The sequence below is a fragment of the Winogradskyella ursingii genome, from assembly GCF_013403975.1.
GTDB classification, from domain to species: Bacteria; Bacteroidota; Bacteroidia; order Flavobacteriales; family Flavobacteriaceae; genus Winogradskyella; species Winogradskyella ursingii.
On sequence record NZ_JABFDH010000001.1, the window covers coordinates 44,104 to 66,189 of the forward strand.

18 protein-coding genes are annotated in these 22,086 nt (G+C 35.9%); 9 read left to right on the forward strand and 9 right to left on the reverse strand.

From position 1 onward, the window contains the following. The first annotated feature begins 4 nt into the window (after positions 1-4). Genes HM983_RS00215 through HM983_RS00225 form a run of 3 tightly spaced genes read left to right on the forward strand, consistent with a single transcriptional unit; the run spans position 5 to position 1,310 of the window. Positions 5-514 (forward strand): hypothetical protein, encoded by a 510-nt coding sequence (locus tag HM983_RS00215; protein ID WP_179343223.1) that lies wholly within the window; start codon positions 5-7, stop codon positions 512-514. A 2-nt stretch (positions 515-516) separates the two neighbouring features. After that, on the forward strand, positions 517-1,101 hold the full coding sequence (locus tag HM983_RS00220; protein ID WP_179343224.1) for a DUF2975 domain-containing protein: 585 nt from the start codon (positions 517-519) through the stop codon (positions 1,099-1,101). A gap of 2 nt (positions 1,102-1,103) precedes the next feature. Continuing rightward, positions 1,104-1,310, forward strand: a complete 207-nt coding sequence (locus HM983_RS00225) for a helix-turn-helix domain-containing protein (RefSeq protein ID WP_179343225.1) — start codon at positions 1,104-1,106, stop codon at positions 1,308-1,310. On the opposite strand, the gene dinB is transcribed toward HM983_RS00225, so the two are convergent. Both dinB and HM983_RS00235 read right to left on the reverse strand, forming a co-directional pair. Further along, on the reverse strand, positions 1,311-2,528 hold the full coding sequence (gene dinB / locus HM983_RS00230; protein ID WP_179343226.1) for a DNA polymerase IV: 1,218 nt from the start codon (positions 2,526-2,528) through the stop codon (positions 1,311-1,313). Positions 2,529-2,674: 146 nt separating this feature from the next. Continuing rightward, complete coding sequence (locus tag HM983_RS00235; protein WP_179343227.1) at positions 2,675-5,695, reverse strand: DNA polymerase III subunit alpha; 3,021 nt, start codon at positions 5,693-5,695, stop codon at positions 2,675-2,677. Between the two features lie 86 nt (positions 5,696-5,781). Here HM983_RS00235 and HM983_RS00240 point away from each other — a divergent pair, with 86 nt between their 5' ends. Together HM983_RS00240 and HM983_RS00245 are read left to right on the forward strand one after the other, a co-directional pair. Beyond that, positions 5,782-6,549, forward strand: coding sequence for an XRE family transcriptional regulator (locus tag HM983_RS00240; protein ID WP_179343228.1), 768 nt, complete (start codon positions 5,782-5,784; stop codon positions 6,547-6,549). A 6-nt stretch (positions 6,550-6,555) separates the two neighbouring features. Further along, positions 6,556-7,530, forward strand: a complete 975-nt coding sequence (locus HM983_RS00245) for a Gfo/Idh/MocA family protein (RefSeq protein ID WP_179343229.1) — start codon at positions 6,556-6,558, stop codon at positions 7,528-7,530. 50 nt (positions 7,531-7,580) lie between these two features. Here HM983_RS00245 and HM983_RS00250 read toward each other — a convergent pair whose 3' ends face one another. From HM983_RS00250 to HM983_RS00280, 7 genes are all read right to left on the reverse strand, one after another. After that, on the reverse strand, positions 7,581-7,874 hold the full coding sequence (locus HM983_RS00250; protein WP_179343230.1) for a F0F1 ATP synthase subunit epsilon: 294 nt from the start codon (positions 7,872-7,874) through the stop codon (positions 7,581-7,583). Between the two features lie 78 nt (positions 7,875-7,952). Continuing rightward, on the reverse strand, positions 7,953-9,461 hold the full coding sequence (atpD, locus tag HM983_RS00255) for a F0F1 ATP synthase subunit beta (RefSeq protein ID WP_179343231.1): 1,509 nt from the start codon (positions 9,459-9,461) through the stop codon (positions 7,953-7,955). 180 nt (positions 9,462-9,641) lie between these two features. Further along, the gene (locus tag HM983_RS00260) at positions 9,642-11,180 is read right to left on the reverse strand and encodes an SGNH/GDSL hydrolase family protein (protein ID WP_179343232.1); all 1,539 of its coding nucleotides are present in this window, start codon (positions 11,178-11,180) and stop codon (positions 9,642-9,644) included. A 23-nt stretch (positions 11,181-11,203) separates the two neighbouring features. After that, on the reverse strand, positions 11,204-13,987 hold the full coding sequence (locus HM983_RS00265) for a TonB-dependent receptor (RefSeq protein ID WP_179343233.1): 2,784 nt from the start codon (positions 13,985-13,987) through the stop codon (positions 11,204-11,206). A 174-nt stretch (positions 13,988-14,161) separates the two neighbouring features. Next, complete coding sequence (gene glmS, locus HM983_RS00270) at positions 14,162-16,009, reverse strand: glutamine--fructose-6-phosphate transaminase (isomerizing) (RefSeq protein WP_179343234.1); 1,848 nt, start codon at positions 16,007-16,009, stop codon at positions 14,162-14,164. A gap of 12 nt (positions 16,010-16,021) precedes the next feature. After that, entirely contained in the window at positions 16,022-17,689 is a 1,668-nt protein-coding gene (locus tag HM983_RS00275; RefSeq protein WP_179343235.1) for a DUF4270 domain-containing protein, read from the reverse strand. 8 nt (positions 17,690-17,697) lie between these two features. Continuing rightward, positions 17,698-18,510, reverse strand: a complete 813-nt coding sequence (locus HM983_RS00280) for a glycogen/starch synthase (RefSeq protein ID WP_179343236.1) — start codon at positions 18,508-18,510, stop codon at positions 17,698-17,700. 192 nt (positions 18,511-18,702) lie between these two features. Here HM983_RS00280 and panC point away from each other — a divergent pair, with 192 nt between their 5' ends. Genes panC through HM983_RS00300 form a run of 4 tightly spaced genes read left to right on the forward strand, consistent with a single transcriptional unit; the run spans position 18,703 to position 22,073 of the window. Next, positions 18,703-19,554 carry a pantoate--beta-alanine ligase gene (gene panC / locus HM983_RS00285; protein WP_179343237.1) on the forward strand — a complete coding sequence of 284 codons (852 nt, stop codon included), beginning with the start codon at positions 18,703-18,705 and terminating at the stop codon, positions 19,552-19,554. Between the two features lie 13 nt (positions 19,555-19,567). After that, the gene (gene panD, locus HM983_RS00290; protein WP_179343238.1) at positions 19,568-19,918 is read left to right on the forward strand and encodes an aspartate 1-decarboxylase; all 351 of its coding nucleotides are present in this window, start codon (positions 19,568-19,570) and stop codon (positions 19,916-19,918) included. A gap of 4 nt (positions 19,919-19,922) precedes the next feature. Continuing rightward, positions 19,923-20,882 (forward strand): lysylphosphatidylglycerol synthase transmembrane domain-containing protein, encoded by a 960-nt coding sequence (locus tag HM983_RS00295; RefSeq protein WP_179343239.1) that lies wholly within the window; start codon positions 19,923-19,925, stop codon positions 20,880-20,882. A 42-nt stretch (positions 20,883-20,924) separates the two neighbouring features. Then, entirely contained in the window at positions 20,925-22,073 is a 1,149-nt protein-coding gene (locus tag HM983_RS00300) for an alpha/beta hydrolase (protein ID WP_179343240.1), read from the forward strand. Positions 22,074-22,086 lie beyond the last annotated feature (13 nt).

Genomic DNA, 22,086 nt, shown 5'->3' on the forward strand with positions numbered 1-22,086 from the left:
AATTATGAACTCTGCGAGAACTCTTTATTTGATATTAAATGTTATTATTTTCCTTCTACTAATTAGCATTGGTTTAGGGATTATTGTTTTAGCAATGACTCTTTTGGGTGTAAAACAAGAATTTATCGGTTTAAAACACGATGCATTAATTTTTAAAACTGAATCAATGCTTTATATTTTCACCTTTTTAAAGCTTGTGGTTTATGTTGTTTTTGTTGTTGCACTTTGGAAATTAAGAAGGGCAACAAAATTGCTATTGAATAAAGATTTTTATAATTCCGAACTTTTAATAGGAATGTTCAATTCGGGAAAACTTATGGTTCTTTCGTCAGTTTCATTATGGTTTATTGATGAGATTGGCAATATGTTTTTTAAGCGGAAAGTTTTTATTGGTTTAAGTGAAAAAACATTGGTCTATTTATTAATAATTGCCATGGGATTGTTTTTAATGCTTATGAGTACAATTATTAGAGATGCTAAGGTTATAAAAGAAGAAAATGATTTAACTGTATAATTATGACTAAAAACACACTTTTAAATATTGCTATCTTGATATCAAGATTATTAAAAATTATTTTAATAGTTACGGCAATAGGCCTGACGAGTTTATTTATTTATGTCCAGGTTGATAAAAAGACTTTTGGAGGTGAAGAGATTATCTTAAGTGATAATGTTAGGTTGTTAGGTATTACAAATATATACTCGACTGTTTGGAAGGATAATAATGACAATAGATATGATTTGAAACCTTATACTTTTGAAAAACTAAAAACAGTTTCGTTATATGTAAATTTCTTTAAGATACTCATTATTATGATTTTAATGTTTCTTATAATTAGGGCCTTTGAAAGGGTTATGTTGTCTGTAAAAAATTTAAATACATTTACTAGAAATAATGTCAAACTATTTAGACGGATTGGGATATATATAGTGTTTGTTGCAATTCTAACAAGTTATACCGTACTTCGGTTCGAAAATGGCAATCAAACTATGTCACATATATCCTTGACGCCAGTAATTTGTATCATTTTAGCATTTATAATGGCTGAAATCTTTAAAGAAGGTGAGGATTTAAAACAAGAAAACAATCTAACCATCTAATCATGCCAATAGTAGTCAACTTAGACATAATGCTCGCTAAACGAGGCATGAAGAGCAATGAGCTTGCAGAAATTGTTGGGATTACTACTGCCAATCTTTCCATTTTAAAAACAGGAAAGGCCAAAGCCATTCGTTTTTCTACTTTAGAGGCCATTTGTAAAGCGCTAGATTGCCAGCCGAGCGATATTTTAGAGTATGTTGAAGATTGATCACTGATGCCTATTAGCCAGCAAAGGTGGTGGTTCTCCCGTAAAAGGATTCCAACGACTAATGGTTTTGGCTTCCATTCCAGCGGCACTCATTACAGCTCTGTCTCCATAACGTTCCCTCATTTTATCCATGGCATTACTGAGGTTGAGGTGCATTTCATTGTCTTCAAACAAATTGACTTGGTGTCCGCCTTCTACCAAATGACTAAAACGTACACCTATTAGTCTCACTAAAAGCCGTCGGTTGTAGAGTTTTTTGAATAACTCCAGCACCACGGGAATAATACTATGATCCATAGCGCTATACGGAATTCGCTGTTGCTGCGTGTACGTCTGAAAATCTGAATATCGAATTTTAAAGGTGACGCAAGCCGTTAATTTATTACCACGACGCAACTGAAACGCCAAATTCTCTGCCATGGCTATTACCAATCCTTTTAATTTGTTGACATCTGTGGTATCCTGCCCAAAAGTACGTTCGGTAGAAATGGATTTGCGTTCGTGATATTGTATTACGGGGCTGTTATCTATGCCATTGGCTTTTTTCCAAATGGACAATCCATTTTTCCCCAAAACTTTGTGCATCAATTCCATGGGCATTTCTTGCACAGTTCTTATTCGTTTTACACCCAAATCACAAAGTGCCTTATAAGTGACATTACCGACCATCGGAATCTTTTTAACCGAAAGCGGAGCTAAAAATGGTTTTTCATCACCAGAAAGCACACGAATTTCGTTATTAGGTTTGGCTTCACCTGTCGCAATTTTAGATACTGTTTTATTAAGTGATAAACCAAAAGAAATAGGCAATCCCGTTTCCCTGATTATTTTTTGACGCAGTTCTGAAGCCAATTTATGGCAGCCAAAAAACTTATCCATTCCTGTGAGATCAATGTAAAACTCATCAATCGATGTTTTTTCGTAAAGTGGTACACTTTCTTTAATCACATCTGTAACATTATTTGAAAATTTGGTGTAAACACCAGAATTCCCTCTAAGTACAATGGCTTCAGGGCAGAGCTGTTTTGCCAACCGCATAGGCATTGCAGAATGGATGCCAAAGGTGCGTGCTTCGTAACTACACGATGCCACAACACCTCTATCGCTTGTACCACCAATGAGTATGGGTTTGCCATTTAGCTTACTATCTAGCAGTCTTTCACAGGACACAAAAAACGTGTCTAAATCCATGTGTACTATGTTGCGGTTGTTGTTCATTTTTTAATTCTATCGTCAGTTCGAGTGTCAATTTTTGTAGCTAAAGCGAAAAAATTGATGTATCGAGAATAGTTAATTATTAAGCACTTCTCGATACTATTTATTCGTGCCTCATAAATCACTCGAAGTGACGATGTGTTTTACTTTTAAGTTGATGTAAGTTTAAGGTCCTTAAAACTTTTCTTTTTTTGAAAAGTTGGATTTTTTGATTTGATAGAATACCGCGGATCTTCAATTATTGACAAGCGTTCAAATTTCGAAACCTCAATCGTTACGCAATTAAATTCTACCATCACTTTACCGATAATCTCATAAATGCCCTTTCCTCTAAATGGATATTTGGCAGCTATTGGCGGAAAATGAACTGTATCTATAAAATCGCCCTCACGGTCTAAAAATGTGCCAAAATGCATCACTTTACCTTTTGAGGTTTTGGTGTTTTTGGTGGTGATGAGATAGCCTTCAATTTTTATATATTTTCCGATAAGCCGTTCTAAATGCTTAGCTCGTAATTTACTGGTTGAAGGTTGTTCTAATAGATGAAACGGATTGCACAACGGAAAGCCTAAAAGTTCTAACTCATCAAAGGCATTTTCTAAAGCGTTACTTGGTAGTTTTGGTGTGCTGTAATTGACGCGCTGCGTTTTAAAAAGTGTAATCAGGTCTTCTCTAATTACAGTTTTACTGATTTTAAGATGTGCCTCCCAAAGTAGTTCGCGCTTATTGGTTTTTGTAAACCGAAACGCATTTATTTTTATTAAAATTGAAATCTGTTCAATGGAAATCGGTACGCGTTCTATAAAATCATCTAGCGATTGAAACTTTCCGTTTTTGGTACGCTCAGAAAGTATACGGTTAATGGTTTTACTTTCCAGTGATTGCAAAAACATAAAACCTAGATAAATTGTTTTGTCTATGATAATGGCTTCAGCAAATGACGTGTTAATGCATGGCGCTTCAATGGTGCCATTGTGCATTCGTGCTTCGTGAACATAAAGTTCGGTGCTATAAAAACCACCAAAATTATTAATGGTAGCCGTCATATATTCCAACGGATAATAAGCTTTCAAAAATAAGCTTTGGTAACTTTCTACGGCATACGAAGCCGAATGTCCTTTAGCAAAAGCATAGCCAGCAAAACTTTCAATCTGTCTCCAAATGTCTGCTACGACTTCGTAAGTTTCACCGCGATTGGCACAGTTGTTAAAAAACTTTTGTTTCACTTTTAGAAATTCTTCCCGTGAGCGGAATTTCCCTGACATACCACGACGCAACATGTCCGATTCGCCCAAATCCAAGCCGCCAAAAATGTGTGCCACTTTAATTACGTCTTCTTGATACACCATAACACCATAGGTTTCGGGCATAATGCTTTGCAATACAGGATGCGCTTCTTTTCGTTTTTCGGGCTGACGATGGCGCAGAATATATTCGCGCATCATCCCACTATTGGAAACACCAGGCCTAATGATAGAACTTGCAGCAACCAAGCCCAAATAAGTATCAACTTGAAGTTTTTTTAAAAGCATGCGCATCGCTGGCGATTCTACATAAAAACATCCAATAGCTTTAGCATTGCGTAGCAAATCTTTAATGCGTTCATCTTTTTTAAAAGCTTTAATATTATGAATATCGAGTGGTGCTTGTTTGGTGTAATTACGGTCTATAATTTCAACAGTTTCCTTTATTTTTCCGAGCCCACGTTGGCTGAGAATATCAAATTTGTAGAGTCCGATGTCTTCGGCCACAACCATATCAAACTGTGTTGTGGCAAAACCTTTTGGTGGCATAAATGTGGCACAATAACAATGAATGGGTTGTTCTGAAATCAAAATTCCACCTGCGTGAATACCCAAATAATTTGGGAATCCTTGAATGTATTTGGCATATTTAATTACCAGTTGAGATAATCTATCCAGCTGATTAAAACTATATTTATCTCGGGTAAGTTTGTCCATTTCGGCTTTTGGCAATCCAAAAACTTTACCCAACTCGCGTACCGAAGCTTTAAATTTAAAAGTATTATAAACCGTTATTAACGCGGTATGTTTAAAATTATTAAAGATAAAATGGGTGACATCGTCTCTGTCTTTCCAGGAAAAATCGATATCAAAATCGGGCGGATTTTGCCGAAAGAGATTTATAAAACGCTCAAAATATAAATCGAGTTCAATTGGGTCAACGTCTGTAATGCGTAATAAATAGGCGATGATGCTATTGGCACCACTACCACGGCCAACATAGTAATAATTTTTACTGCGTGCGTATTCTAAAATTTTCCAATTTATGAGAAAATAAGAAACAAAACCTTTTTGCTTAATAAGGTTAAGTTCCTTCTTAATGCGGTCATAAACCTTTTGTTCAACATCATTTCCATAACGATAGGGAATACCGTCGTAAGTCAGTTTTTCTAACAATTGATAATCCGAAGTTTCATTTGCGGTTAGGCATTTTTGATTTTTAGACGTGTTGTTTTTAAAGTCAAAATCGATAGAACAGTCTGCCAAAAGTTGTTCTGTATTATCGATTAACGTTGGGAATTCCTCGTAGGTTTTACAAAGCTCATTGTAAGGTAGCATGATGTCTGTTTCACTACCTTCTTCAGATTTTGGCAATTTGCTCAATAAGGTGTTGTTGTCAATAGCACGTAATAAACGATGCGTATTAAATCCCTTTTTATTTTGAAACGATACCGTTTTTAGTACTACCAATTTATTCCGGAATTGATTCCATTTACTAAACTTTAAATGGTTGAGGTCTTTGGGTGAAATACCTAAAAATTCATTTGGTTTTAAATCGAAATGTTTTCCGTTTTGATAAGGATAAATTACGAAGCAATCGTCTAAAAATTCATCTGGTCGTTCAGGTATTTGCAATTCGGAATTATGAAGAAATTTAGACAGATAAGTGTTTATATTTTTGAAGCCTTCATTGTTTTTCGCAATGAGAATAAATTGCTGTTGTGCACTATTTCTAAAATCGACACCGAGCACGGGTTTTACTTTGTATTTTTCTGAAAGTCTCACAATATCAAAACACGCGGATGTGGTATTTATGTCTGTTAACGCCAAAGTCTGTACACCATTTTCTGAAGCAATAGCAAGTAATTGTTCAGGTTTTATGGTGCCATAGCGTAGACTGTAATAAGTGTGACAATTGAGGTACATAAATAGTAATTGGACTGTAAAATTAGCTACTATATGTAGTTTTTATTGCTTACATTTGTAGTAAATAATGTTAAATTTAAAATGTATTGAAACCAATTCAAGTTAACATAAGGCACCTTAGGACTTTAAAAAAGATGTCGCAAGAACGATTCGCAGACGAGCTAAACTGGACGCGTTCTGTCGTGGGTTCTTATGAAGAGGGAAGAAGTGAGCCTCCGATTGAACGGCTAATAGATTTATCTAATTATTTTGACATTCCTATTGATATTTTGGTGCGTAAGGATTTAAGAAAAGCTAAGGAAACTTCGTTTATTGAAGTCGGAAATAAGCGCGTGCTATTTCCTATAACCGTAAATGAGGAAAATGAGGATTTGATTGAAATCATTCCTGCAAAAGCATCGGCAGGTTATTTATCGGGTTACGATGATCCAGAATATATTGAGCAACTTGAAAAGATTAAATTACCTTTTTTGCCAACAGGGACACACAGGGCATTTCCCATTAAAGGGGATTCCATGTTACCTGTAAAGGATGGCTCTTATGTGGTGGCGAAATTCGTTGAAGACATCAATGACGTTAAAAACGGAAAAACCTATGTAGTGTTAACCAAGGACGATGGTTTGGTTTACAAACGTGTTTATATTCCTAAAAAAGATACTGTAAATTTATTGTTGAGTTCCGATAACAAATCGTATCAACCTTATTTAATTTCAAAAGAGCAAATACTGGAACTTTGGGAATTTACTTGTTGTATCAACACGCAAGAATATGATGAAAAGGAACTAAAATTAAGTAGTATTATGTCTATGTTTCAAGATTTAAAAATTGAACTGGAAGCTGTAAAACGCATGTAAATCATAATGGAGAAAGCCATAAAATGGGGAATAATCGGTTGCGGTAATGTTACCGAGAAAAAAAGCGGACCTGCCTACCAAATGACCGAAGGGTTTGAAATCGTAGCCGTAATGCGCAGAAATCTGAAATTGGCAGAAGATTACGCTAAACGTCATAATGTTAAAAAGTTTTACGATGATGCCGATGTGCTTATCAGTGATGATGAGGTTGATGCGGTTTATATCGCAACACCACCAGACAGCCACCATCACTATGCTTTGAAGGTGGCCAAAGCAGATAAAATATGCTGTATCGAGAAGCCTATGGCGCCAAGTTACGCTGAATGTGTTGCCATTACTGAAGCTTTTGAAAAGAAAAATCTCCCATTATTTGTGGCTTATTACCGTAGGTCACTTCCGAGATTCAACAAAGTGAAGGAATTATTGGATGCTGAATGTATTGGAAAAATAAGATACGTTAACTGGACACTCACCAGAACACCAAGCGACGCAGATACATCCAGAGATTACAATTGGCGCACCGATGCCAAAATAGCACCAGCGGGTTATTTTGATGATTTGGCGAGCCATGGAATGGATTTATTTGTCTATTTATTGGGAGACATCAGCGAAGCTAAAGGCATATCATTAAATCAACAGCGATTATACACTTCTAAAGATGCTATTTCTGGCACATGGCTGCACAACCCTGGTGTCATTGGTTCTGCAATGTGGAATTTTGGAAGCTATAAAAGAGAAGATGAAGTAAGAATTGTTGGTAGTAAAGGTGAAGTCACCTTTTCAATTTTTGGCGATGACCCGATTGAACTATTTACTGAAAACCGGACGCAAGAATTTTCAATTGACAATCCAAAACACATTCAACAACATCATGTTGAGAATATGAAAAACCATTTAAACGGTATACGAATGCATCCTTCGACTGGAAAATCTGCTACGCATACGGCCTGGGTGATGGATAAGATTCTCGGGACGTTATAAAATAAAAAACGCGAAGCATTGCTTCGCGTTTTTTATATGATATAATGTAATTAATCAGCTAAAATAATAACCTTGTTGTCTTTCATTTCAACAGTACCGGAATTGATTTTTACAACCAATATCTTATTATCGTCAAAATGTGGCTTTACTTCGGCATGCAGTTCATCAAACACCAAATGATTTTGGTTATGGGTATGAATTTTTACAGTACCTGAGTTTAAAGTAGATACTATAGCTGCGTGATTATTCAACATTTGAAATTCACCCTCAACACCTGGTACAGTTACAGAATCTACTTCTGAACTAAACAATGTGGCCTCTGGTGATACTATTTCTAAATACATAGTTTTTAAGTATTTATTAATCAGTATTTAGTAATCAGTATCGAGTTCGTACTGTATACTGCATACTGCTTACTGTTTTTAAGCTTCCGCTAACATCTTTTCTCCAGCCTCAATAGCTTCTTCAATAGAACCTTTAAGGTTAAACGCTGCTTCTGGTAAGTGATCTAATTCACCGTCCATAATCATGTTAAAACCTTTAATTGTCTCTTTAATATCTACTAAAACACCTGGAATACCTGTAAACTGTTCAGCTACATGGAATGGTTGAGATAAGAAACGTTGTACACGACGTGCACGGTTTACAGCCATTTTATCTTCTTCAGACAATTCTTCCATACCTAAGATGGCAATAATATCTTGTAATTCCTTATACCGCTGTAACAACTCTTTTACACGTGTTGCACAGTTATAATGCTCATCACCTAAAATATCAGCTGCTAAGATTCGAGATGTAGAATCCAATGGATCTACCGCTGGATAAATACCAAGCTCAGCAATTTTACGAGATAATACCGTAGTTGCATCTAAGTGAGCAAAGGTTGTTGCCGGTGCAGGATCCGTTAAATCATCTGCTGGTACATAAACCGCTTGTACAGATGTAATCGATCCTTTTTTAGTTGAAGTAATACGCTCTTGCATCGCACCCATCTCAGTTGCTAATGTCGGTTGGTAACCTACCGCAGAAGGCATACGACCTAAAAGTGCAGATACCTCAGAACCCGCTTGTGTAAAACGGAAGATATTATCAACGAAGAACAATACGTCTTTTCCTTGACCATCTCCAGCACCATCACGGAAATATTCTGCTATAGTTAATCCTGAAAGTGCTACACGAGCACGAGCTCCAGGAGGCTCATTCATTTGTCCGAACACGAAAGTTGCTTTAGATTCTTTCATGATTGACTTATCAACCTTTTGAAGATCCCATCCGCCTTCTTCCATAGAGTGCATAAAGTCCTCACCATATTTTATAATACCTGACTCTAACATCTCACGAAGTAAATCGTTTCCTTCACGTGTTCTTTCACCAACACCTGCAAATACAGAAAGTCCACCATGACCTTTGGCGATATTGTTAATCAATTCTTGAATCAATACTGTTTTACCAACACCAGCACCACCAAATAAACCAATCTTACCACCTTTTGCATAAGGCTCAATAAGGTCAATTACTTTAATACCCGTAAATAAAACTTCTGTTGAAGTTGATAAATCTTCGAATTTAGGAGCTTGTCTGTGAATAGGCAAACCAGCATCACCCGCTTTAGGCAAATCACCTAATCCATCGATAGCATCACCAATTACATTAAAAAGACGTCCGTAAACATCTTCACCAATTGGCATTTGAATTGGAGCACCAGTTGCATGAACTTCTGTCCCTCTACTTAAACCATCTGATGAATCCATTGCAATGGTACGTACTGTATCCTCTCCAATGTGAGACTGTACTTCTAATATTAATTTAGAACCATCTTGGTTGTTAATTTCTAACGAATCATAAATCTTTGGAAGTTCTGAACCAGCAGCGAATTCTACATCGATAACCGGACCAACGATTTGTGCAACTTTACCTGTAACTTTTGACATTACTCTTATGTTTTTGTTTTGCAATAATTTAATTCTGAAAAATAGGGATTAGATTTAAGTACAAAGTACCCCTTTTTTTGCGCTGCAAAGATATAGTTTTATTTAAAAAAATAAGTCTTTTTTAAATAAAAAAAACACGCCTTTTTTAGACGTGTTTCTATTCAACAATTTTAAAATATTTTATTGCAGTGTTGGCGAATAATTTGTTGGAAAATCACCTGCCTCGGCTAAATTGCCTGAAGCTTCAAAATTAGAGCCATATGTAGCGTCAATGGCCTTCAAGAAGCTGTTAGCCATTAAAGCATAACCTCTGGCGGTTAAATGTACGCCGTCTAAACTCACTAAACCTCCAAATACTAGATCTGTGTTTAAGAAGTAGTCGTCAAACTCTATACCTGTTGTAGACGCCTCAACTAAAATAGAATTTAAATCTACCAAGGCGAGGTTATTAGCGTTTGCTGCAGCAGATAAACTAGAATTATAAGCTTGGGTTGCAGTAGCGATTTCAGTTTGTTCTTCTGGAGTTAATACTAAATTATCTGCCATAGGAAAGCTAACACCATTAACATTGGCAGGTGCCGGAACTCCAGGAACTGTCGTCGCGATAGCAGTAGATGCTGTTAATAATATCAAATCATTTGCTGTGGCCTGACGTGCTTTACCAAAAATCTGACCAAAAGCCGCTGCTGTTTGAGGCCCTAAAACTGGTGTCAAAGCGCCAGTTATTTGTGCAGTACGATCTGGTGCGTTTTCATCATTAATTAATAATGGGTTTGCTGCTGTTTTTGATAATGGATTAAGTCTATCCGGTTCGCCGAAAGCTGTGAATATACCATCCAATGGCTCGTACAACTGAGCATTTAAAGCATCAATTTGCGGTGCTAATGCAGGAAGTGAAGGATCTAAAGAGTTAAAAGGCACTGTAGTAAAAAAAGATAAACTTGTAATATTAGGTAAATTTCCTATCGCTCCTTTTGCACCATTTGCGGTCAATGCTGCGACCATTGCATTTAATGCACCATCAAACATAGCCGTAGGAGTGATTGGATTACTTCCGTCACCTCCAGATGTTGCGTAACCTAAAACATCATTTCCTCCAACTTCTGATAATGTGAAAAATGTTGGATTTTGTGCTACTGCCAATTCTACAATTGAAGCATTAGGCGCATTTCCTGTAACTCTAACTGCATAAGGGTTGGCATTTGGTAAATTTTGAATATTACCATAGCCTGGAGCAACCAAATGGAAGCTTTTTGCACCTGGAATTCCTAAATTATTAAAAGGGCCTGCAGGATTGTTTGTAATGTCTGTCATCACCGTAACTGGTCCAATAACTGATTCAATAGGAACTGGGCCAGCGCCACCAAAAACAAGTCTTGGGTCTGTTAGTCTCATACTTCCTAGTTTTAACCCTCCTAAATTTCCATTCATTAATGGTTGATTAAAACTTCCACCTCCAACTTTGGCAAATTGAGTCGCCATAATGTTAGGGAATGAATTTTCCTGACTTGCCATAAATAAGGCGTTATCCGTAAAACCTGCCGTAAATGAGGCTCCAACAGCTACGAAATTTGAAAAATCGGCTTCTCCAGCTACGAGCTCTGGTAAGGGACCATCATTTTGATTGGCTTGGTCCCGTAGTTCTTGAACTGTTTCGTTCTCACAGGATAACATTCCTAATGTTAGTAGTGATAGGGTTATATATTTAATATGTTTCATCTTTAATGATTTATGATGTTATTTTATAAATTATCAATTGTCCATGATAAATAATAGATAGAACCAATATTTCCTGTACCTATTGCAGTGAAATATTCGTCACCCAATAAATTAGTAGCACCTGCTTTAAGAGTGGTTTTTAAAGAAGGAATTGCATAACTTAACTGAGCGTCTACAACATGATAAGCTGGGATGTCGCCATCTCCAAAGGTAGCTTGCCAAAAATAGTTATCGCTCCATCTCCAAGCGACGTTAAATCCAAAGTTTTTAAATAATTCGGTATTTCCAAAATTCATTTTAGTTCTATGTTGTGGGGTATTAAAGCTAGTTCTAAAATCTGGAAAAGAAGCTTGATCAAAATCTTGCTTTGTGAATGTATAACTACCGCCTAAATCAAAATTTCCAAAGATTTTAGTTGATAAGCCAATAGAACCTCCATAAGAATTAACATCTGCGTCTGAATTTGTATAGGTTTGATAGGTTGTGAAATCCCCATTAGCAATTGCTGCCACTGAGAGAGAACCATCACCTACTGTACCGTACAGAGGTGCCAATACGGTTTCACCGGAAATAAAATCTGTATACTGGTTGTAATATACGCTCATATCAACAGTTACTGTATTCAATTTACCTCTATAACCTACTTCGAAAGAAGTGATTTTTTCTGGTGTTACTAAATCTGAATTTCCTATCCTTAAATCCGCGGGATTACCTGATTGACTAAAGTCCATAACAGATGAGGCTAAATATGAATTATTGTAAGCAGCACCACCAGTTTGAGAAATCGTAGCTGGTTGCCCAAATACAGTCTGGCCAGCAGCACTAACACTATAATCTCTTTCGTAACGATCTAAATTATCAGGTGCACCACCGATTAAGATTGCGCGTCCGGCGTTAAGCCCAATAAACAAATCTTGTGTTGTCGGATTTCTAAAACCTGTTTGTATAGATGCTCTAATGTTGTGATCTCTATTCACAGTTAAACCAGCAGAAATTCTAGGGGAAACAAATCCATCGAAAAATTCGGATTTATCATAACGAGCAGAACCAGTTAGTTTTAACTTCATCTCTTCGTTAAGATCAAACTCTTTTTGAAGTTGAGTATAAATTCCATATTCTGAATAATCAATAGGACCATCAAAATCCGTATAAATAGTTCCAGAAGAATTTAAACTATATTTTCTGTAAGACCCTCCAACTTGGATGTCAATGACATCCCATAAATGGCTAAAATTGTAATTAGCATCAGCATGTTTATAATTTGAATTATCCTGAAATTTAGAACCTGTTGTTAAATCTGGATCATTAATACTTTGATTAAATGCGCTTTGAAATTCATCAGAACCTGGTTCAAAACGTCCAGTATCTGCAGCTTGACGTGCAGCAGCGTGAGCTTGATCGTTTGTAGCACCACCTAGTGTCTGACCAATATATGCTGCAACATACTCACCAAACCATGTTTGGTCATCTTTCCATGCTCTATTTATATTGATACCTGTAAATACCATATCGTAAGAATCACCGGCTTTATCAGACACTACATAACCTCTTACAAAAAAATTATCGTTTCTTACTTCTATTTTGTGTTGTTGCTGAGAAAAGCCAGCAATATTGTATCTGTTGGTACCTTGGTAAATAGTGTTACCTGTTCCATATTTTCCTACATATTGAATTTCGAAATCATTTTCCCATGGTCTAAAATATAAACCCCAATCAGCTTTAATACTTTCAGCGTTATAATTTGTTAAATCGCGTTCTTCGTAACCTGTTCTACTTACATCTACAGATGGAACCAATGTACTGGATCCTGAAGGTGCAAGTCCTAAGCCTTCCAATAGTAGTGCTACATCATTGATGTTGGTAGAAACCTCATCTCCATAAATGTTATAACCGTCATAGTTGATACTTGATCTATCATCACCAGTTCCTGGTTTACCATCATAATTGTTGGCGGTCCAATCTGTACCCTTTAGCCAGCCGAAGTTAACTTTAGCAGCGAATTTTTCGCTAAATTTATAAGCTAATCTTATCCCAGAATCTCTATAAGTGTTGTCACCACCAGCTTCTTGTGATGTGATACCTTGCTTATGGTAACCGCTTATGCCTTGAAAATCGAAAGGACTTTTACTTCGCATAAATAAAATTCCGTTAAAAGCATTTGCCCCGTATAGTGCGGATGCGGCACCAGGTAAGAGTTCTACGCTAAAAACGTCAGTTTCGTTCATTCCTACTAAATTTCCGATTGGGAAATTCAGTGCAGGAGCAGAATTGTCCATTCCATCGACTAATTGCATGAATCTTGTGTTGGCGAATGAAGCAAATCCTCGAGTGTTAACAGATTTAAACGTTAAACTGTTTGTATTTACATCGACACCTTTTAAGTTTTCTAAACCATCGTAAAAACCTGCAGAAGCGGTATTTTTAATTTCTTTTAAACCAAAACGCTCCACAGTAACAGGAGATTCAAAAATACGTTCAGGTGTACGAGATGCAGATATTACAACTTCATCAAGTGCGTTACCTTCAATCATCGTTACATCTACTGTTTGATCGTTTGACGTAATTTCAATGGTTTGATCTTCAAATCCGGTGTAACTAACGCGAATAGATAAGGGTGGATTTTGGTCTACCGTTAATGCATAATTACCGTCAAAATCCGATACTGTACCAGAAGACGTACCTACTACTACAATATTTGCACCAGGTAAGGGCAATCCTGTATTGTCCGTAATTTTACCTTTTATTGTGGTTTGAGAAAAAGATGCCACACAAAAAAGCATTGCAAAAAGCTTTAAGATTGTTTTCATTTTAGAGAATTAGTTAATTTATTAGATCAGCAATTTAAATAAATATATGAAAAGTCAATAAGAAATTCTCATAAAATTATGCATGCATAGTAAATTATTAAAAAATTAAAGCCACTACATTGAGTAATCCTCAACTAGGTGGCTTTAAATTATGAATTCTATAATTTAGAAAATTTATTCTACAGTAACAGATTTAGCTAAATTTCTTGGCTGGTCAACATTTTTATTTAACATTACAGCTATATGATAAGATAATAGTTGAAGTGGTATTGTGGTGAGCAATGGTGTTAAACACTCAATCGTTTCTGGGACTTCAATGACGTGATCCGCTAATTCCTTCACATTCTTGTCCCCTTTGGTAACAATTCCTATGATTTTACCTTTCCTGGATTTTATTTCTTGAATGTTACTCACTACCTTTTCATAATGTCCTTTTTTTGTAGCTATAACGACAACAGGCATTTGTTCGTCAATTAGCGCAATTGGGCCATGTTTCATCTCTGCAGCAGGATAACCTTCTGCATGGATATATGAAATTTCTTTTAGTTTTAATGCTCCTTCTAATGCTACTGGAAAATTGAAACCACGTCCTAAATACAAAAAGTTAGTAGCATCTTTATATATTTCGGCCACAGTTTGAACATAAGCATCAGACTTGAGAGCTTCTTCAACTTTACTTGGTATGGTTTCAAGTTCAATTAAATGATGTCTAAATTCTGAACTTGATATAGTACCTTTAGCTCTAGCGAGTCTAAGTGCAATTAAAGTTAAAACCGTTATCTGTGTGGTAAATGCTTTTGTTGATGCCACACCAATTTCTGGCCCAGCATGCGTGTAGGCACCAGCATCAGTTTCTCTGGCAATAGAAGATCCCACCACATTACAAACACCAAACACAAATGCTCCTTTGGATTTTGCCAATTTTATGGCTGCCAAAGTATCAGCTGTTTCTCCAGACTGCGAAATTGCAATTACAACATCTTTCTCTGTTATTACAGGATTTCTGTATCTAAATTCTGAAGCGTATTCTACCTCTACGGGTATTCTTGCCAAATCTTCGAATATATATTCAGCAACCAAACCAGCATGCCATGATGTGCCACAAGCGACAACTATAATGCGGTCTGCTGCCAAAAATTTTTTCATGTTATCCTCAACACCAGCTAGTTTAACTAACGCTTCGTTGCTAAGCAGTCGTCCTCTAAACGTATCGAAAATAGCATTAGGTTGCTCGTGAATTTCTTTGAGCATAAAATGATCATAACCGCCTTTTTCAATTTGCTCCAAATTAAGTTGAAGTTCTTGTACATAGGGATCTACCACTGCATCGCTCTTAATTTTTCTGACCTTTATATCCTTATCTCTTCTAATAATAGCCATTTCCTCATCTTCAAGATAAATAGCATTTTTTGTAAATTCGATAAAAGGAGATGCATCACTGGCAATAAAAAATTCATCGTCACCAATTCCAATAGCCAAAGGGCTACCTAATTTAGCTACAACAATTTCATTTGGTTTATTTTTATCGAATACAGCAATGGCATAAGCACCAATAACTTGATTCAATGCAATTTGAACTGCTTTCCCTAGTTTGATGTTATCATTTTTCTTAACATCCTCTATAAGATTGACTAATACTTCTGTATCAGTATCGGACTTAAAAGTATAGCCACGTTTTATCAATTCCTTTTTAAGAGAATCGTAATTTTCGATGATACCATTATGTATAATAACTAAATCACCTGAGTTGGAATAATGTGGGTGCGAGTTTACATCATTTGGAACACCATGTGTTGCCCAGCGTGTATGCCCAATTCCTAAAGTACCGTCTGTGCTTATTTCGTTTTCTAACTTTTCTTTTAGGTCAGAAACTTTCCCTTTTGTTTTGGATAGTTTAATGTTTTTACCGTCATATAACGCAATACCTGCACTATCGTAACCACGGTACTCTAATCTCTGCAATCCCTTTATAATGATAGGATAGGCATCTCGGTGACCAATATATCCAACAATTCCACACATGGGTTAATTTCTTTAGTTTGGTTCGGTATAATAGATTTCTAGCTGAACTCTCTTACTATCATCTTCTGTATTGCTGCCATGTAATACGGTACCTCTAGGTGTTAAAATAGAACTAATGGGAACAGTTAAATCTGAGTCGTCTGTTGATTGCACCTTACGTTGCATCAATAATTCTTCTAAATTAACATTTAGGGAAACAGACAAGCCTAATTCTACATTAGTAGAATCTCGTATTAAAAGATTATTGATATGTTCTGTAATTTTTAATTTGTATTTGATTCCCTTTCCATTAGGATCTTCTCCAACACGCTGAAGCGGTCCAAGATGACTAGTTAGTGATGCCGAAGGTAAGTTATTGTTAATACCATCTAAAAAATAATCTACCAATGGCGTTTTATTCTGTGCATCATACACATATATGCGATTTGGCTCTTTTTTCGGTGTTTCAACTAACGATTGGTCAACATAAAACACTAGATTAGCTTCGTTTACCAAGCGCTTTGATCTTATGAATTTTCCATTTTCAGTTACCACAAAATCATCCCTAAATGCTTCAAAGGCTCCCTCTTCATCAAAAAGTTTGATTTTTGCTACAGCACCTTCACCACCTTTAAGGAACAATCTACTATCACCATTTTCTTCATCACCGTCATTTAAAGGTAATGTAAAGTCATTTTCAAAAAAATTGACTCTCATAGGCTCAAATGTAAGTTCAAACAAATCCTGTTCTGTTGCAGAAGGATCATCTGTGGTAGCGTTAGTAGGTCTAGTATAATAAATTGTAATATTAGAATTTACTGCTCCGGTGTTAAGTACAATAAAACTACCATCATCGTTAACGGATTCTGCCTTAAAATAAATCCCTCTAAAATATTCGGCAAAATTATTAGCACTACTTAAATCTGCTGTGCCCTGTCTATCTATAATTTTAGTTTTCCAAAAATCTTTGTCTAGATGTAATCTTATACCTGGTGATAATCGTTGAGAAACTTCTAAATCACCGGCATCATTCACAGTTTTGAGAACAAACCCAGCGTCATTTACATTGATATTCCCATCTGGTCTAAGAGAAGATTGTTCTCCATTAATAACAGGAATGGGTTCACTTTCTAAGTCGCCTTCAGTAATTGTTTCCATAGTAGATACCGACATATCAGAAAAATAAGCTTGAGGCTCATTAAACTCTCCATCAGGATCAAAATCCCTTAAAAAATAATTGCTTTGAAAAAGACTTAGTTTTATCGGTTGACTGCCTATAACAGAATCCGTTTCGTAAGTCACATTGCCCATTTCATTAACTTCTATGGCATTGCTAAAATAAGGAAGGTATAAAACAACTGAGTCGATAGTTACCAGTCCATTTTCTATTTCTTCCATCTCGGCAAATTCTGGCTCATAATCCTCTAACGTGAGTTGTGACACAAAGCTCGCTGTTGTACTGCCGTATAAATCCTCATAATAACCTAAAGCAGAAAAACCAAGACTATTGGTTTGTACTGGACCTAAAGCATCTGTATAAGTTAATATATCGTAGGTCTCAGAAAGTTGATTGAAATTAGTGGCATTATCCTCATTGATAATGTCAGATTCCAGTGATGCAAAGTCTTTGTCACAAGCTATAAAGCTTAAAAGCAATAAGCTAACTGTTGTGATTTGAAGGGCATATTTTCTTAATTTCATAGGTGCTATTAGCTGTTGAGTACAGTATTTGTGTAAAATTCGGTATATGGGTCTGCAAATTCTTCAATAGAATGAAATCCTAATACCGGCTTTGATAAATTTTCGATATAAGTATCCAGTTCTTTTGGTAATTCTTCTGATCCTCTAATGACGGCATCAGAATTATCAATCGCAACTTTCATTAGATTAATATAATCTGGTTCTTCAAGTGGTTTGGTTGCCTCGCTATCCAATCCATCAAAGTTTATTTTAGAAACCATATTCTTATCTAACGTGCCATCAAAGGTTTGATTGTAAACAGAGGTCACAATTTTACTTTCTGTGAATAACGGCTCGTCTTTATAAAATTCTTTAAGATAAAGAGGGAGTAATGAAGCTAACCATCCATTAACATGAATAATGTCTGGTGCCCAGTTTAGTTTCTTTACGGTTTCAATAACCCCTTTTGCAAAGAAAATAGCGCGTTCATCATTATCAGGAAATAGTTTGCCGTCTTCATCTGTCAATGTGGCTTTACGCTTAAAATAATCTTCATTATCTATAAAATAAACCTGAATACGCTCTTTAGGGATTGACGCAACCTTAATGATAAGTGGCATATCCAAATCATTAATAACTAAATTAATACCAGAAAGTCTAATAACCTCATGCAGTTGGTGACGTCTTTCATTAATATTACCAAAGCGAGGCATAAATATTCGTATCTGACCTCCTTGTTTATTTACCATTCTCGGAGCCTCAAAGGACATGGAGGAAATCTCGGTTTCTGGTAAATACGGAACTACTTCAGAGGACACATACAATATTCGTTTATCTTTCATGTATAAGGGTGTTATAATGTTAAAAAAACAAGGTTTTAAATTTTTCGATTCAAAAAACCGAAAAGGCTTTAAAAGCTTGTTTGTTGATTTTTATAGCTTTAATTAAAAGTAAAAAACACGCAAAATTACAAAAATTTATGCAGAGTGTCAGTATTATATTATGTTTGCAAGCGTTAATTTTTTGTTATTACATTGAAAATATTTCAGAATAAAACCGAATTATCGTCCTATTTAGACGCTCTTAAAAAAATGGGTTTATCTATTGGGCTTGTACCTACAATGGGAGCTCTTCATCAGGGACACTTAACCTTGGTCAATGAAGCTTTGGAGAAAAACGATAAAGTTGTTGTCAGTGTGTTTGTTAATCCTACCCAATTTGATAACAAAGAGGATCTTAAAAAGTATCCTAGAACGTTAGAAGCCGATGTAACTTTGCTTAAGACAGTAAGTAAGGATTCTATTGTGGTTTACGCTCCAACTGTCGGTGATGTATATGGTGACGATGTAGCTTCACAGTCTTTTTCTTTTGAAGGCTTAGAACATGAAATGGAGGGTGCTTTTAGACAAGGTCATTTTGATGGTGTTGGCACCATAGTTAAGCGTCTTTTGGAAAATGTAAAACCTGACCATGCTTATTTCGGCGAAAAGGATTTTCAGCAATTACAGATTGTCAAAAAATTAGTGGCTCTACAGAACATGCCAGTTGAAATTGTAGGCTGTAAAATTCACAGAGCAAAAGACGGGTTGGCAATGAGCTCAAGAAATGCCAGATTAACTCCTGAGCACAGAAAGGCAGCTACATTTATATACAAAATACTCAAAACTGCCAAAAAAAAGTTTGGCACAAAAAGTGCTAAAAACATTACGGAATGGGTTCAGGAACAATTTCAATTACATCCACTGTTGGAACTGGAATATTTTATAATTGCAGACACCGAGACCTTAAAACCACTTAAAAGAAAATCAACACACAAAACATATAGAGCATTTATTGCTGTCTATGCTGGCGATATAAGACTTATAGATAATATCGCATTTAATTAATTATCTTTGCCATATGCAAATTCAAGTTGTAAAATCTAAAATTCACCGTGTAAAATGTACAGGTGCAGACCTAAACTACATTGGAAGTATTACCATTGACGAAGACCTGATGGACGCTGCTAATATTATACAGGGTGAAAAAGTTCAGATTGTAAATAATAATAATGGGGAGCGGTTGGAAACCTACTGTATTCCTGGTCCTCGAAATAGTGGTGAAATCACCTTAAATGGTGCGGCTGCACGTAAAGTAGCTGTAGGTGATATTTTGATACTTATTACCTATGGTTATATGGATATCGAAATGGCGAAGAGTTTTAAGCCATCTCTGGTTTTTCCTGATGAAACCACAAATCTATTAAAATAGGCCATTGAAGAAAACCAAATCAGTACTAAAAATAGCGTTACCACTTTTAATCGGTATCGCTTTAGTGTGGTATTCTTTAACTCAAATATCGATACCAACTTTAATTCAGTATTTTAAAGATGCCAATTATGGATGGATTTTCCTGGCAATTTTCTGTAGTATATTAAGCCATGCTTCTAGAGCATATCGTTGGTTATATATGGCAGAACCTTTAGGTTTTAAGCCTAGATTTGGTAATAGTTTTATGGCAGTGTATGCTGCTTACCTTATCAACTTTACTATCCCAAGAGCAGGAGAAATCGCACGTGCAACAATTTTAACCAACTACGAGGGTATCCCATTCGACAAAGGTTTTGGTACTATAGTTGCAGAGCGTATTGCCGATTTGTTTATGCTATTAGCGTTAGTGGTACTAGCACTTTCTTTAGAGTTTGAGTTTATTTATAATTTCTTTGCCTTAAAATTTAATCCAAGCACATTGATTATCGGTGCCGTCGGACTACTAATACTAGCAGGATTGATCTTTTTATACATTCAAAAAAGCGTCTCCATATTAGCGCTGAAAGTTAAAACGTTTATAAAAGGATTAATTGAGGGTGCGTTGAGCATCTTTAGAATGAAACACAAATGGGCATTTATAGGTCATACAATATTCATTTGGATCATGTATGTTTTAATGTTTTACATCACAACTTTTGCCTTGCCAGAGCTACACGGAATTTCTGTTGCAGCGATTTTAATTGGCTTTATACTGGCGAGTTTTAGTATTGCTGCAACAAATGGTGGTATAGGCTCTTTTCCTGAAGCTGTGGTAATTGCTTTTTCATTATTCAATATTTTAGAAGAACCTAGCAGAGCGTTTGGCTGGATTATGTGGTCTACTCAGACCTTAGTTATTATAGTAATTGGTGGTCTTTCCTTGGTTTACCTTCCTATTTTTAACAGAAAGAAAATAAGCGTATAGAAATATTTTTTACCTTGCTATCCCAATCTAAGCCATAGCAAAATGAAAAATCTATACACAATTATTGCATTCTGTTTCTTAACCTCTAGCTTATATTCACAAGCGATTTATCAAACTATTGAGTCTAATATTTTAGGTGAAAATCGCGAACTAAAAATTCAACTACCTAGAAATTACAATCCTGAAAACCAACAAAATTGTCCTTTGGTGTTGGTGTTAGATGGAGATTATTTATTTGAGCCTGTTGCTGGAAATATTGATTATCAAGCCTATTGGGAGGATATTCCAGACTGTATTATTGTGGGTGTGACTCAGGGACAGACAAGGGAAAAGGATTTTTTCTATGATGACGAAACATTTTTCCCTGCACATGAGGGAGCTGATTTTTATGAGTTTCTAGCCCAGGAATTACTGCCGTATATAGAAACAAAATATAGCCCTTCAAATTTCAAAATGGTGGTTGGCCACGATTTGGGTGCTAATTTCATGAATTATTTTCTGTTTAAGGATGAGCCTATTTTTAGGGCCTATGTAGCATTGAGCCCAGATTTTGCACCCGAAATGGTAAACAGATTACATAAGCGCTTACCCAGCATAGAACAGGAAACCTTTTATTACATGGCAACAGCAGATGCAGATGTAAAAGATCTTAGAACTGCGATTAACGAATGTGACAACAAGCTCAAAACCGTAGAAAATAAAAACGTACATTATAAGTTTGATAATTTCAAGGATGCCAACCACTACTCATTAGTTGGCAGGGGGATACCAAAAGCTCTCAATGAAATTTTTACGCTCTACAAACCCATAAACGGAAAAGAGTATAACGAAAAGGTACTCACTTTTGAAGGTTCACCTTTTGATTATCTTATTAAGAAATATGATGACATTGAATATTTCTATGGATTTAAAAAGAAAATTATAGAAAACGATATTAGAGCCATCGCTGCAGCTTCAAACAAAAAGAATGATTTAGAATCATTGGATAAATTGGCAAGGATGGTAAAAAAGGAGTTCCCGGAATCTATGTTGAGCGCTTATTATTTGGGTATGCTACACGAAAAAGAAGGAAATTTTAAAAAGGCACTTCAACGCTACAAGTCGGGTCTTTTATTGGAGCCTTCGCAGTACATTGACAAAGAAATTTTACTAGAAAAGATGTACGAAATACAAGATGCTGAAAAAAATTAAATGCATTTCGTCG

Coding starts and splice junctions, on each gene's coding strand:
- HM983_RS00280 (WP_179343236.1), bottom strand. CDS start 18,510: ATGAAAGATAAACGAATATTGTATGTGTCCTCTGAAGTAGTTCCGTAT.
- HM983_RS00250 (WP_179343230.1), bottom strand. CDS start 7,874: ATGTATTTAGAAATAGTATCACCAGAGGCCACATTGTTTAGTTCAGAA.
- HM983_RS00275 (WP_179343235.1), bottom strand. CDS start 17,689: ATGAAATTAAGAAAATATGCCCTTCAAATCACAACAGTTAGCTTATTG.
- atpD (WP_179343231.1), bottom strand. CDS start 9,461: ATGTCAAAAGTTACAGGTAAAGTTGCACAAATCGTTGGTCCGGTTATC.
- panD (WP_179343238.1), top strand. CDS start 19,568: ATGCAAATTCAAGTTGTAAAATCTAAAATTCACCGTGTAAAATGTACA.
- HM983_RS00245 (WP_179343229.1), top strand. CDS start 6,556: ATGGAGAAAGCCATAAAATGGGGAATAATCGGTTGCGGTAATGTTACC.
- HM983_RS00215 (WP_179343223.1), top strand. CDS start 5: ATGAACTCTGCGAGAACTCTTTATTTGATATTAAATGTTATTATTTTC.
- dinB (WP_179343226.1), bottom strand. CDS start 2,528: ATGAACAACAACCGCAACATAGTACACATGGATTTAGACACGTTTTTT.
- HM983_RS00265 (WP_179343233.1), bottom strand. CDS start 13,987: ATGAAAACAATCTTAAAGCTTTTTGCAATGCTTTTTTGTGTGGCATCT.
- glmS (WP_179343234.1), bottom strand. CDS start 16,009: ATGTGTGGAATTGTTGGATATATTGGTCACCGAGATGCCTATCCTATC.
- HM983_RS00260 (WP_179343232.1), bottom strand. CDS start 11,180: ATGAAACATATTAAATATATAACCCTATCACTACTAACATTAGGAATG.
- HM983_RS00300 (WP_179343240.1), top strand. CDS start 20,925: ATGAAAAATCTATACACAATTATTGCATTCTGTTTCTTAACCTCTAGC.
- HM983_RS00235 (WP_179343227.1), bottom strand. CDS start 5,695: ATGTACCTCAATTGTCACACTTATTACAGTCTACGCTATGGCACCATA.
- HM983_RS00225 (WP_179343225.1), top strand. CDS start 1,104: ATGCCAATAGTAGTCAACTTAGACATAATGCTCGCTAAACGAGGCATG.
- HM983_RS00220 (WP_179343224.1), top strand. CDS start 517: ATGACTAAAAACACACTTTTAAATATTGCTATCTTGATATCAAGATTA.